Below are 12,909 nucleotides of genomic sequence, written 5' to 3'. Positions count from 1 at the left end.
TGACAACAGCAGCCGCGACCAAGAAACCCACTGAGATGGCGACGGAAGAGTCAGCTACTCTTACCTTTGGCAACAAGACCTACGATCTACCGGTGAAGAAGGGCACGATGGGGCCCGACGTCATCGATATCGGCCATCTCTACCGCGATGCCGGCATCTTCACTTACGACCCCGGCTTCACCTCGACGGCGGCGTGCGAGTCCGACATCACCTTCATCGACGGCGATGAGGGCGTGCTCCTCTATCGCGGCTATCCGATCGATCAGCTGGCGGAGCATGGCGACTTCCTCGAGACCTGCTACCTGCTCTATTACGGCGACCTGCCGACGCCCGCCCAGCGGCGCGAATTCGAGCATGCGATCACCATGCATACGATGATCCATGAGCAGATGACCCGCTTCTACCAGGGCTTCCGGCGCGACGCGCATCCGATGGCGGTCATGGTGGGCGTGGTCGGCGCCATGTCGGCCTTCTATCACGACTCGACCGACATCAACGACCCCAAGCAGCGCGAGATCGCGTCGCGCCGCATGATCGCCAAGCTGCCGACCATCGCGGCCATGGCCTACAAATACCATATCGGCCAGCCCTTCGTTTATCCGAAGAACGACCTGTCCTACGCCGCCAACTTCCTGCGCATGTGCTTCGCGGTGCCGTGCGAGGAATACAAGGTCAATCCGATCCTGGCGCGCGCCATGGATCGCATCTTCATCCTGCATGCCGATCACGAGCAGAATGCCTCGACCTCGACGGTGCGGCTCGCCGGCTCGTCAGGCGCCAATCCCTTCGCCTGCATCGCGGCCGGCATCGCCTGCCTGTGGGGCCCGGCGCATGGCGGCGCCAATGAGGCCGCCCTCAAGATGCTGGAAGAGATCGGCGACGCCAACAAGATTCCGGACTTCATCGCCAAGGTGAAGGACAAGAACGCGAATGTCCGGCTGATGGGCTTCGGCCACCGCGTCTACAAGAACTACGATCCGCGCGCCAAGATCATGCAGAAGACAGCGCATGAGGTGCTGGGCGAGCTCGGCATCAAGGACGACCCCTTGCTCGACGTGGCGCGCGAGCTGGAGCGCGTCGCGCTCAGTGACAGCTATTTCATCGAGCGCAAGCTCTATCCCAATGTCGATTTCTATTCCGGCATCATTCTCCGGGCGCTCGGCTTCCCGACCAGCATGTTCACCGTGCTGTTCGCGGTGGCGCGCACTGTCGGCTGGATCGCCCAGTGGAAGGAAATGATCGAGGATCCCTCGCAGCGCATCGGCCGGCCGCGCCAGCTCTATACCGGCTCGACGCACCGCGATTACGTGCAGATGAGCAAGCGCGGCAAGTAGATTCCCTGCCTCCGATATCCGGCGCGGCCTCCGACAGAATCGGGGCTGCTGCCGGAGCGGCGCCATTCATTCCGCAGCGTCCTTGGCCGCCGCCTCGGCAGCTTCCCTCTTCTTTGCGGCGACGCGGTCTTGCGCGACGGCGGCTTCCACCGCTTCCCCTTGCTGCACATGCACCGTCGGCAGCGGCAGCTCGATGCCGTTCTCCCTGAACGCCTTGTTGATCAGCACATGGAACTTGCGCTTCATGCCGAACGCGCCGCCGGGCCTGGTCGTCACCTTCATCCGCAGCACGATGCCGTAATCGCCGAACTCCTGGACACCTTGCATCTTGATCGGCTCGATCACCCAGGGGGCGAATTCGGGGTCGGCCGCAAGCTGCTGGCCGATCTTCTTGATCAGCTTGCGCGCCGCATCGAGATCGGTGTCGTAACCGACCGTGATGTTGAATTTATCGATCTTCCAGTCGCGGCTCTGGTTCTGCACCGCACCGAGCTCGCCGAAGGGAATGGTGAACAAGGGCCCGCGATGATGGCGCAGCTTGATCGAGCGCAGGCTGAAGCTTTCGACCGTCCCCATGTATTTGCCGCTGCTGATATATTCCCCGACGCGGAAGGCGTCATCGAGCAGGTAGAAGACGCCCGAGATGACGTCCTTCACCACGGTCTGCGCGCCAAAGCCGACAGCGACGCCGACGACGCCGGCACCCGCGATCAACGGACCGATCTGGATGCCGATCGAGGACAGGATGGTGAGAATTGCCAGGATCAATATGACGGCAAAGGTGATGTTCTGGATGATCGGCAACAATGTGCGGATGCGCGCCTGCTGCGGATCGAGCACATGCTCCTCTCCCGCTCCGGACGCCGGCGTGCCGCCGAGCTTGCGCTCGATCAGCGCCTTTATGATGCTCCAACCGAAATCGGCGGCGAGCACGATGATGATCGCATTGAGCAATCCGCGCAGGAATATCATGATGGCCGGGTCTCCCGTTTCCATCGATCGCATATTGAGGCCCCAGACCCGGGCGAGAAGGAAGGCGGCGAGCAGGATCAGGGCCATGCGGATGCCGCGGTCGATGACGGCAAGCGTCACTGCCGGGATGGGCCTGGCGTCCGTGCCAGCTTCCGGCGGCCGCAGAAGATAGTGGACGGCGCGGTGCATCATGACGATGGTGGCCGGCAGCGCCACGGCGGCGGCGGTGAACCAGAAAAGCGTGAAGGCGCCGCTGCTCCTGATCACCAGCAGGGCGACGAAATAAGCCGTCAGCAGCCACGACACGGCGGTAGAGCCGACCCTGCCGGATCGCTCGCCCTCGCCCGGCTCGAGCCGCGGCCGCAACCAGACCGCCATGAGCCCGATCGCCAGCAATACGAGATCGGCGGGAACAGCGAGCGCCAGAAGATCGTCGACCTGGAAACCGAATGTCGGCAGCAAGGTGAATGTCGCCCCGACCAGCGCGAACACGCTGATGAGCGCGACCGTCCAGCGATACCAGTGAGCCGCGCGCTCGTCGGTCATATTCAAGGGCCGAACCTCGCGGGCATGATCGATCTGCAATTTTGGCGGCAGCAGCAGGAAGCGGGCGAACATGCGCCCGCCCCAGATCACGATAGCGGCAGTGAGATAGGCGAGCACGATCTCGCGCAACAAGGGCGGCCAATCGAACATCAGGAAGGTCCCGGCGCTGCCGAGGATAAAGGCGCCGATCGTCAGCACGACAAAGAGCGCCCGGCCTCCGAGCTTCTTGAGCCTGCCCTGCGGCGTATTCCGCGGCAGGGCAATGATCCACAGGCGCAGAGGACGCGAGAGCCTGAACACGAGATAGGCCAATCCGACGCCCACAGCGACGAAAAAGGCGATGACCAGGGCAATCCCGGCAACGCCCCGATCGGCGAATTCGACCATGAGGATGTCCCAGGTGCGCTCGAACTTGGCCGGCAGCCCGGGCCATGCCGCGGTAATGCGCCCGACATGGTGCTTGATCCGGTCGAGCATCGAGGAAACCATCGACTGCTCCATGGCCGGCGCCGGCTGGTCGGCCGCGGTAGCGTCCGGTGGACTTGCGGTTGGCAGTTGCCTGGCGAGCCAGTCCCTGACCGAGGGATCGGCGAGCAGCTTGATGAGCTGATCGACCTTTTCGGGCGGGGGATCGGCAACAGGTTTGGTCTGTCCCCGGGCGGCCGGTCCCACGGCCAGGAACGCCGCCAGCAGGACAGCCAGAAAGACTGAAAGGACGGGACGGCGCAGGTTCATGAGCGGGCCATCATGGGGTGCAGGAAGCTTTCCCGGGACGGGGGCGGTTGCATCTTTTGGCTCTAGCACATTCGCGCGCGCGCTGTCTTCTCAGGGCGGCGGCTTGCCCCGGTTACTGGCCGCGCTCGTTCATGAGCATGGCGCCGATCTCGGCCTCGGCCACCTTCTTGCCGTCGACAATGGCTTCCGCCGCATAGCGCCAGACCGGCGGCCGGCGCTGGATCAGCCTGACCGGGAAACGCACCGTATCGCCCGGCACCACCGGCTTGCGGAAGCGCGCCTTGTCGATCGACATGAAGAAGACGAGCTTGCCGGCATGCTCATCGCCCAGGTGATGCAGCACCATGGCGCCGGCGGTCTGGGCCATGCATTCGATCAGCAGCACGCCCGGCATCACCGGCCGGCCCGGGAAATGGCCCTGGAAGAAGGGCTCGTTCATGGTGACGTTCTTGATGCCGACGCCCGACTGCTCGCCGTCCAGCTCCACCAGCCGGTCGATCAGCAGGAAGGGGTAGCGATGCGGCAAAAGCTGCATGATGCGCGCGATGTCGGCGCTGGCCAGCGTTCTCGGTTCCCCAGTATCCATGCCGTGCATCCTCAAAACGACGACGGACGGCAGCTTGTGCCGTCCGCTGGAACATTTATCGCTTTGCCGACACGCCGTCTAGCACGGGCTCGGCAGGGCCCTCAGAAGCGCGTGCCGACCGAGAAGCGGAACAGCTCTTCCTCGTCGTAATCGGTCTTCATCAGGGGATAGGCGACATCGACACGCAGCGGGCCGAAGGGCGACTGCCAGATCAACCCGGCGCCGACCGACAGGCGGAAGGCCATAGTATCGTGGACCGTGCATTCCTCATCCGCGGGGGCATTGCCATCATCAAGGCATAGCCCCGTGGCGCTTTCAGTCACCGACTTTTCGGGAGCGCCGAACACCGTACCGAAGTCGCTGAACACGGCGCCTTCAAGGCCGAATTCATCCGGCAGGCCCAGCGGGAAGGTGGTCTCGACCGTGCCAATGGCATAGGTCTGGCCACCGATCGCGTCCGAATCCCCGCGGGTATTGTCCATGCGCGGACCGACACCGCCGCGCTTGAAGCCGCGGAAGGAGTCGGAGCCCTTGAAGAAGCGGTCCTGGATCGGGATATCGTCGCTGGTCAGGGGCTCCATATGGCCGGCATTGGCCTCGAGCTTGAGGACGACGCCGTCGAACAGCAACGGCATGAAGTAGTAGGCAGAGGTATCGAGGCTGGCATAGTAGACATCGCCGCCGAGGCCTGCGACTTCGAGCACGCCCCTGCCGCGGAAGCCCTTGGTGGGCTTGGAGGGGTTGTCGAGGTCGTCATAGACATAGCCCGTCGACAGCGACGATTTCCAGGTCACGCCCTCGGAGTCGAGGATGGCCGGCGACACGTCGTTGCGCAGGTCGTTGTCGATCGTGATCTCGCGGCGGGAGAGCGTATATTTGAAGCTGAGCGACTGCCACTCGTCGAGGCGGAAGCCGGTGCGCAGCGCGCCGCCATAGCGGGTGCTGTCATAGCTGGTGGTGTCGGTATCGCTCGAACGGGTACCGAAGAGATCGAAGCCCGCCGACATCGGCATGTCGAGGAAATAAGGCTCGGTGAAGCCGAAATCGACGGTCTGGCGGTCCCAGCTCAACTGCGTGTCGAGCCTGACATTCTGGCCGCGGCCGAGGAGATTGCGCTCGGTGACGCTGATGCCGCCGATGACGCCGTCCGATGTCGAATAGCCGGCGGTGAGATTGAGCGAACCTGTCGATTTCTCGGCGACCTCGACGATCAGGACGACCCTGTCGGACGCCGATCCCGGCTCGTCGCGGATGTCGATCTTCTCGAAGAAGTCGAGCGACGTCAGGCGGCGGCGGCCACGTTCGACCAGCACGCGGTTATAGGCGTCGCCTTCGAACAGCCGCAGCTCACGACGAATCACCTCGTCGAGCGTGCGGGTATTGCCGATGATGTCGATGCGCTCGATATAGGTGCGCGGCCCCTCGGTGACGTTATAGGTGATGTCGAGCGAGCGGTTGGGCTCGTCCTTCTTGATGTCGGGCTCGACCTTGGCGAAGGCATAGCCGGCCTTGCCGGCCTCGATGGTGATGTTCTCGACCGACTTGTCGACCTTGGTCGCGTCATAGTCCTCGCCCGGCGTCAGGCGCACGGCCTTGCGCAGCGCTTCCTCGTCGAGATTGGTGTCGCCCTTGTTGATGGCGACGCTGTTGACCTTGTAGAGCGGGCCTTCCTCGACGGTGAAGGTGATGTAGAAGCTCTCGCCATCGGGCGCCAGCTCGGCATCGGCGGAAATCACGCGGAAATCGGCAAAGCCGTTCTTGAGATAGTAACGGCGCAGCAGTTCCTTGTCGTAGGCCAGCCGGTCGGGATCGTACCGGTCCGCGGTGGACATGAATTTCCACCAGGCGTGCTCCGCCGTGGTGATCCGCGATCTGAGATCGCTGTCGCTGAACGCCTCGTTGCCGACAAAGGTGATGCTCGAGACCTTGGTCTCGACACCCTCGGTGATCTCGTAGACGAGGTCGATGCGGTTCTGCGGCAGGCGGATGATCTTGGGCTCGACGCGGGCGGAATAGAAGCCCTGGCGGCGGTAGAGGGTGATGATGCGCTGGACGTCACTCTGCACCTTGGCGCGAGTGAACATCGTGCGTTCCTTGAGCTCGACTTCCTTGGCGAGGTCCTTGTCCTTGACCTCGCTGTTGCCCTCGAAGTTCACCCGGTTGATCATCGGGTTCTCTTCGACCACGACGACGAGGTTGCTGCCGCGACGGAAGATGCGCACGTCGGAGAACAGGCCGGTCTGGAACAGGACCTTCAGCGACCCGTCGATCTTTTCCGAATCGAACGGGTCGCCGGGGCCGATCTGCATGTAGGAGAGAACCGTCTCGGTCTCGATGCGCTGGTTGCCTTCGACAATGATGCGCCCGACGGTCTGGGCCTGCGCCGCCGGAGCAAAGACCTGAGGTGCAGCGACCGGAAGCGCAAACGACAACAAGCACGCAAAAACTGCGACAATGACTGACTGGTAACGCATTCCCTCGAATTCAATCCCCTGCTACGCGCTTTAGTCCCGCTAGAATCCCCTCACCCGGCAGCCGTTTTACGCTGTTTCATAACGAATGCAAATGAAGATTTTTGCCTTATTTCAATAAGCTAGGTTTCCCACGGCGGCTCTTATCAAATCGTTGATATTGCCCACCAGCATGATGAAAATAACCACGGCAAAACCGATGCGGAAGCTCCATTCCTGGGCCTGCGGACCCAGCGGTTTGCGACGAATTGCCTCCAACGCGTAGAAGACCAGATGGCCGCCATCGAGCATTGGAATAGGAAAGAGGTTAATTAATCCGATACTCACCGAGAGCAGGCCGATGGTCGACACATAGTAGAACACACCGTTCGAAGCGGCATCGCCGGTGAGCTTGGCCATGGTCCCCACCCCGCCGAGCTGAGCGAAAGTATCCTGTCCGATGACGAGGCGGCCGACATATTTGAGGGTCAATGTCACGATGCGCTCGATCTGCTCGACCGACATCTCGATCGCGCGCGGAAATGAGACATCGGGATAGTTCGACGGATCCGTGCTGGGGGCCGCGCCGATCAAACCAACTTTGACCTTGCCGTAGAAGCCGCCATCGAGAACCTCGACGCGCGGAACCACCGTCAGGGTCAGAAGCTGGCCGGAACGATCGATATCGAATGCCAGAGTCTTGCCGGCACTCTCCCTTACGATGATCACGACATCGTTGAACGACTTCACTTCCCCGCCGTTGATTCTGAGAACGATATCCTCGGGCTGGAAGCCTGCTTCCGCCGCCGGTTCACCGGCCATCACCTTGCCGATTCTCGTCCCGGGTGTGGGGTCGCCGAGCAGGTAAAAGGCGCCGGCGAAGAGAAAGAACGCCAGGATGAAATTGGCCAAGGGCCCGGCGAGCACCACAAGCGCGCGCTGCCATATGGGCTTGCCGTGGAACTCGTCCGGTGCCGGCCGCACGTCCGGATCCGGCATGCTCGTGGCATTGGCATCGCCGGCAAATTTCACATAGCCACCCACCGGCAGCCAGCCCACTTTCCATCTCGTGCCGTAGCGGTCGTTCCGCCCCCAGATCTCGCGGCCGAAGCCGATCGAGAACACGTCGACCTTCATCCCGCACAGGCGCGCCACTTTGAAGTGCCCGTATTCATGGACGAAAACGATGACGGTCAAGGCGACCAGGAGGGCTGCGATATTGCCGCCATAACCGAGGATGGTTGCCGGAAAATTCGCGAGAAAGTCCATTGTGATTTCCTGTCTCAATTCCGGTCTGATACGCCGGCCTTGTCAACGCCCGCAAAGCCTGTGCCAACCAAGCCAAAGGCATTCATGGTTTATTAACCACGAAAGCCCGGCATTGCGACAACATTTCGACAGCCTATGGTTACCGGACAAAAAGTTCGTTACCGGCAGCGAGATAATCCGCGGCAATGACGATGACGGCGAGGGCGAGAGAGGCGGCGACAAGGCCGTCGACCCGGTCGAGGACGCCGCCATGGCCGGGAATGAGCCTGCCCGAATCCTTCACCCCATAATGGCGTTTGAGGGCAGATTCAAACAGATCCCCCATCTGCTCGACGATCGCCAGGACGCCGCCCAGGAGCCCCAGAATGATCCATCCCGAGAGGCCGGCCCCGAGGGCGACCGCGACACCGGCGATGATTCCACCGGCAATGGCGCCCCACAGCCCCGCCCAGGTCTTCTTCGGCGAAATAATGGGCGCCAGTTTGGGACCTCCTATCAGCCGACCGGCAAAATAGGCGCAGATGTCCGCCGCCCAGACGACCGCGAACAGCCACATGATGGTGAGCATGCCCGAGGCCCCTTCCCCGCGCAGGACCACGAAGGCGAGAGCCGGCAGGCCGACATAGGCGACGCCCGTCGCCGCCCACAGGCGCGGCTTGCGGTTCTGGATCGCGGCGAGCGCCACGCTCAGGGCTGAAATGACCGCGATGACGATGAGCGTCACGCCACAGCCCAGCGATTGCGACAGGAACGCGCCGCACAGCGCCCCCGCCGCATGGAGCGCGAATTGCGCGGAGCTGCGGTCGTGCACGATAGTGGTCCATTCATACGCCATCATCACCGCCAGCAGCGCGATCAGCAGATGGAACCAGATATCGCCCAGCCAGACATCGAGGAGGACGGCGGGGATGAGGATGGCGGAGGACAGGGTGCGAATGCCGAGGTCGCGCCAATTGGCGCCCTGCGGCGGATCGGAGATCACGGTCATCGCTCAGGCCGACTGCGCGGTGAGGCCGCCAAAGCGCCTTTCGCGCGCGAGATACTCGGTGATGGCGCGCTGCATCGTCTCGCGGCTGAAATCCGGCCAGAATTCGTCGACGAAGACGAACTCAGTATAGGCGCACTGCCATAAAAGATAGTTGGAGAGGCGCTGCTCGCCGCTGGTGCGGATGAGGAGATCGGGATCGGGAATGCCTTCGGTCGACAGGAAGCTGCCGAACAGCTCCGGCGTGATGCTGTCGGGCGCGACCCGGCCGGACTTGACCGCCAGGGCGAGCTCGCGCGCCGCCGTCGCAATCTCATGGCGCGATCCATAGTTGAAGGCGACGACAAGGGTGAGGCCGGTATTGGCCTGGGTGCGCAGCTCGGTCTCCTCGATCAGCGCCACGATGTCGGGCGCCAGTCCCTGGCGCTCGCCGATGATCCTTATACGGACATTTTCGCGATGGAGCTCGGCGACGTCCTGGCGCACGAAATGGCGCATCAGGTCGAGCAGGAATGAGACTTCCGCCGGCGGCCGCGACCAGTTTTCCGAGCTGAAGCTGAAGATGGTCAAATATTCGATGCCCATCTCGCCTGCCGCCCGGACCGCGGTGCGTAGCGCCTCGACGCCCTTGCGGTGCCCGGCCGAGCGCGGCAGCCCGCGCGCGTTCGCCCAGCGGCCATTGCCATCCATGATGATGGCGACATGCTGCGGCATGGCGGATCTGCCGGCGGTGATGGTCATATGCGGCCCCTCATAGGCGCGGTCCTCTCAGACCTGCATGATCTCGCCTTCCTTGACCTTGAGCGCGGCATCGATCTCCTTGATCGTATCGTCGGTCATCTTCTGGACCTCGTCGGATTTTTGACGATGCTCGTCCTCGCTCATCTGATGGGCCTTCTCGAGCGCCTTCAGGTGATCCATGCCGTCGCGGCGCACATTGCGCACCGCGACTCGCGCCTTCTCGGCATATTGATGGGCGACCTTGACCAGCTCCTTGCGCCGGTCCTGAGTGAGGTCGGGCATGCGCAGGCGGATGACCTGGCCTTCGGTCTGCGGGTTGAGGCCGAGATTGGACGCCCGGATCGCCTTCTCGACGGCAATGACGAGGCCCCGGTCCCAGACCTGGATCGACAGCATGCGTGGCTCAGGCACGGTGACGGTCGCCACCTGGTTGAGCGGCATCGATGCGCCATAGGCATCGACATGGATGGGATCGACAAGGCTGACGGCGGCGCGCCCGGTCCGCAAGCCGCCGAAATCGTGCTTCAGGGCATCGACCGCACCATGCATGCGCCGCTTGATTTCCTTGGAGTCGAAGGGGGTTGGTTGTGCCATGGCGTTTTAGTCTTTCGTCACTATCGTAAATTTGCCCTCGCCCTGCAGAACGGCGAGCACCGCGCCGGGCGTGCGGATGGAGAACACAACTACCGGAATCCCGTTGTCGCGCGCAAGCGCGATGGCCGCAGGGTCCATGATGCGCAGATCGCGCGCCAGAATCTCGTTAAAAGTGATGCGGTCGAAGCGCTTGGCCGATTTGTCGGTCTTGGGATCGGCGGAGTAGACGCCATCCACGCTGGTGCCCTTGAACAGCGCATCGCAGCCCATTTCGGCTGCCCGGAGCGCCGCCCCGGTATCGGTGGTGAAGAACGGCAGGCCGGTGCCGGCCGCGCAAATGACCACCCTGCCCGCCTCCAGATGATGGACGGCCTTGGCGCGCGCATAGGTCTCGCAGACGGTCGGCATGGCGATGGCCGAGAGGACGCGAGCATCGACGCCCTTGCTCTGGAGCGCCCCTTGCATGGCGAGCGCATTCATGACGGTCGCCAATATGCCCATGTGATCGCCGCTCACCCGGTCCATGCCCTTGGCCGCCTGCGCCATGCCGCGGAATATGTTGCCGCCGCCGATCACCAGGCTGAGCTGGACACCGGTCTTGAGGGTCTCGATCACCTCGTCCGCCACCCGCTCGACGGTTGCGAGATCGATGCCGAAGGGCTGGTTGCCCATGAGGACTTCGCCCGAAACTTTCAGGAGGACGCGCTTGAAGGCTAGCTTGGCCATGGACACCTGGTAAAAATTGGAAGGGTTTGAGCGAGATAGCATATTTTCGGCGCTGGCGACCTTGATTCGTAGGGCCCCCTGGAAAGGGCGTCAAATGCTGTCCTTCGGCGCAAAAAAATGGCCGCCTCGAGCGAGGCGGCCATTTCGGAGCAATTGACTTTGCGGATCAGGCGCCGGCCGCCTTGGCGACCTCGGCGGCGAAATCGTCTTCCTTCTTCTCGATGCCTTCACCGAGCTGCATGCGCACAAAGGCGGCAATCTTGATCGGTGCGCCGGCCGTCTTGGCGACTTCAGCTATGAGCTGGTTCACCGACTTGGTGCTGTCCTTCGCATAGGATTGCTCAAGAAGGGTGTTCTCCTTGGCATACGACTTGAGGCCGCTCTCCATGATCTTTTCCAAGACCTTCTCGGGCTTGCCGGCATTCTTCTCAGCGAGAATGGCCCGCTCGCGATCAATCGTCTCCTTGGGCACCCCGGTGAGATCGATAGCGACCGGATTGATCGCTGCGATATGCATCGCAAGGTCCTTGCCGAACTGGGCGAGTTCGTCCTTCTTGCCGGTCGATTCAACCGCCACGATCACGCCGATCTTGCCGAGACCGGGCGCTATGCTGTTATGCACATAACTGCCGATGACGCCGTCCTTGACGCTGAGCGCCGCGGTGCGACGGACGCCCATATTCTCGCCGATCGAGGCCACCATCTCGGCCACATATTCGCCGACCGCGTGCTGGGAGCCCGGGTAGTGCGCGGTCTTCAGCTTCTCGGTCGAACCGTCTGCCTTGAGCGCCAGCTTGGCGATATCGGACACCATCGCCTGGAACTTGTCGTTCCTCGCGACGAAATCGGTCTCGGAATTGACTTCGACCAGCGCACCGGTATTGCCATCGACGGCAAGCCCGACCAGCCCTTCGGCAGCGACGCGAGTCGACTTCTTAGCCGCTTTCGCCAGACCCTTGGCGCGCAGCCAGTCGACCGCCGCATCCATATCGCCTTTCGTCGCGGCAAGCGCCGCCTTGCAGTCCATCATGCCTACGCCGGTTTTCTCGCGCAGGTCCTTCACCATTGCTGCGGTGATCTCAGCCATAATTGTCCTCGTGGAAAAATTGCGAGTCCGCCGCCAGCGACGGACTCGGCACGTGATCAGTGATCAGGCGTTGGCCGCTTCCGGCAGCTCCTCGCCGACCGGATTCTCGGATTCGCCGATGTCGCGGCCACCGCCGCGCTGGGCCTGCGAGATGCCCTCGATGCAGGCGCGGCTGACGAGATCGCAATAGAGCGTGATGGCGCGGCCGGCATCGTCATTGCCGGGGATCGGATAGGTGACGCCCGAGGGATCGCTGTTGGTGTCGAGAATGGCGACGACCGGGATACCCAGCCGGTTGGCTTCCTTGATCGCCAGCTGCTCCTTGTTGGTGTCGATGACGAACAGGATGTCGGGCGTGCCGCCCATGTCCTTGATGCCGCCCAGCGCCTGCTCGAGCTTGTCCTTCTCGCGCGTGAGGGTGAGCAGCTCGCGCTTGGTCAGGCCCTGGCCTTCCTTCGACACGGTTTCCTCGAGCGAGCGCAGGCGCTTGATCGAGTTGGAGATCGTCTTCCAGTTGGTCAGCGTGCCGCCGAGCCAGCGCGAGTTGATGTAGTACTGGGCCGACTTCTTCGCCGCATCGGCGATGCCGTCCTGGGCAGCACGCTTGGTGCCGACGAACAGCACGCGGCCGCCGCGGGAGATCGTGTCCGAGATGGCAAGGAGCGCCTGGTGCAGCAAGGGCACGGTGTGGGCGAGGTCGATGATGTGGATGCCGTTGCGCGACCCATAGATGTATGACTTCATCTTGGGGTTCCAACGGTGGGTCTGGTGACCGAAGTGAACGCCCGCTTCGAGGAGCTGGCGCATAGTGAATTCCGGCAGAGCCATGCCTTAAGTTCCTTTTCCGGTTGATCCGCCGCGAATGATGTGACCGGATGATCCGG

10 protein-coding genes and 1 pseudogene are annotated in these 12,909 nt (G+C 62.7%); 1 reads left to right on the top strand and 10 read right to left on the bottom strand.

All coding sequences use genetic code 11. The features are described from left to right. Positions 1–35: 35 nt before the first annotated feature. Positions 36–1,334 (top strand): citrate synthase, encoded by a 1,299-nt coding sequence (gltA, locus tag DT068_RS20875; RefSeq protein ID WP_119391820.1) that lies wholly within the window; start codon positions 36–38, stop codon positions 1,332–1,334. 66 nt (positions 1,335–1,400) lie between these two features. Here gltA and DT068_RS20870 read toward each other — a convergent pair whose 3' ends face one another. The 10 genes and pseudogenes from DT068_RS20870 to rpsB form a co-directional block, all read right to left on the bottom strand. Next, positions 1,401–3,587 (bottom strand): mechanosensitive ion channel domain-containing protein, encoded by a 2,187-nt coding sequence (locus DT068_RS20870; RefSeq protein ID WP_119391819.1) that lies wholly within the window; start codon positions 3,585–3,587, stop codon positions 1,401–1,403. A gap of 112 nt (positions 3,588–3,699) precedes the next feature. Then, positions 3,700–4,173 (bottom strand): 3-hydroxyacyl-ACP dehydratase FabZ, encoded by a 474-nt coding sequence (gene fabZ, locus DT068_RS20865; protein WP_119391818.1) that lies wholly within the window; start codon positions 4,171–4,173, stop codon positions 3,700–3,702. Positions 4,174–4,274: 101 nt separating this feature from the next. Further along, a complete protein-coding gene (gene bamA, locus DT068_RS20860) occupies positions 4,275–6,605 on the bottom strand; it encodes an outer membrane protein assembly factor BamA (protein WP_162914347.1) in 2,331 nt (776 codons plus the stop codon). Positions 6,606–6,758: 153 nt separating this feature from the next. Further along, complete coding sequence (gene rseP / locus DT068_RS20855; RefSeq protein WP_162914346.1) at positions 6,759–7,820, bottom strand: RIP metalloprotease RseP; 1,062 nt, start codon at positions 7,818–7,820, stop codon at positions 6,759–6,761. 211 nt (positions 7,821–8,031) lie between these two features. Next, positions 8,032–8,880 (bottom strand): phosphatidate cytidylyltransferase, encoded by an 849-nt coding sequence (locus tag DT068_RS20850; RefSeq protein WP_119391815.1) that lies wholly within the window; start codon positions 8,878–8,880, stop codon positions 8,032–8,034. Positions 8,881–8,883: 3 nt separating this feature from the next. After that, a complete protein-coding gene (locus tag DT068_RS20845; protein WP_162914345.1) occupies positions 8,884–9,618 on the bottom strand; it encodes an isoprenyl transferase in 735 nt (244 codons plus the stop codon). Between the two features lie 27 nt (positions 9,619–9,645). Then, a complete protein-coding gene (frr, locus tag DT068_RS20840) occupies positions 9,646–10,212 on the bottom strand; it encodes a ribosome recycling factor (RefSeq protein WP_119391814.1) in 567 nt (188 codons plus the stop codon). A 6-nt stretch (positions 10,213–10,218) separates the two neighbouring features. Continuing rightward, entirely contained in the window at positions 10,219–10,938 is a 720-nt protein-coding gene (gene pyrH, locus DT068_RS20835; RefSeq protein WP_119391813.1) for a UMP kinase, read from the bottom strand. 166 nt (positions 10,939–11,104) lie between these two features. Next, positions 11,105–12,025, bottom strand: coding sequence for a translation elongation factor Ts (tsf, locus tag DT068_RS20830; RefSeq protein ID WP_119391812.1), 921 nt, complete (start codon positions 12,023–12,025; stop codon positions 11,105–11,107). A 69-nt stretch (positions 12,026–12,094) separates the two neighbouring features. Then, a pseudogene (gene rpsB, locus DT068_RS20825) lies at positions 12,095–12,853 on the bottom strand (30S ribosomal protein S2); the annotation flags it as partial. Positions 12,854–12,909 lie beyond the last annotated feature (56 nt).

It is taken from the genome of Taklimakanibacter lacteus, assembly GCA_003576695.1.
Classification (GTDB): Bacteria; Pseudomonadota; Alphaproteobacteria; order Rhizobiales; family Aestuariivirgaceae; genus Taklimakanibacter; species Taklimakanibacter lacteus.
This window is presented reverse-complemented; position numbering and strand designations above follow the sequence as displayed.

Excerpts from the sequence above, each read along its gene's own strand:
- DT068_RS20845 (WP_162914345.1), bottom strand. The coding sequence starts at position 9,618 with ATGACCATCACCGCCGGCAGATCCGCCATGCCGCAGCATGTCGCCATC.
- tsf (WP_119391812.1), bottom strand. The coding sequence starts at position 12,025 with ATGGCTGAGATCACCGCAGCAATGGTGAAGGACCTGCGCGAGAAAACC.
- DT068_RS20870 (WP_119391819.1), bottom strand. The coding sequence starts at position 3,587 with ATGAACCTGCGCCGTCCCGTCCTTTCAGTCTTTCTGGCTGTCCTGCTG.
- fabZ (WP_119391818.1), bottom strand. The coding sequence starts at position 4,173 with ATGGATACTGGGGAACCGAGAACGCTGGCCAGCGCCGACATCGCGCGC.
- DT068_RS20850 (WP_119391815.1), bottom strand. The coding sequence starts at position 8,880 with ATGACCGTGATCTCCGATCCGCCGCAGGGCGCCAATTGGCGCGACCTC.
- gltA (WP_119391820.1), top strand. The coding sequence starts at position 36 with ATGGCGACGGAAGAGTCAGCTACTCTTACCTTTGGCAACAAGACCTAC.
- pyrH (WP_119391813.1), bottom strand. The coding sequence starts at position 10,938 with ATGGCCAAGCTAGCCTTCAAGCGCGTCCTCCTGAAAGTTTCGGGCGAA.
- frr (WP_119391814.1), bottom strand. The coding sequence starts at position 10,212 with ATGGCACAACCAACCCCCTTCGACTCCAAGGAAATCAAGCGGCGCATG.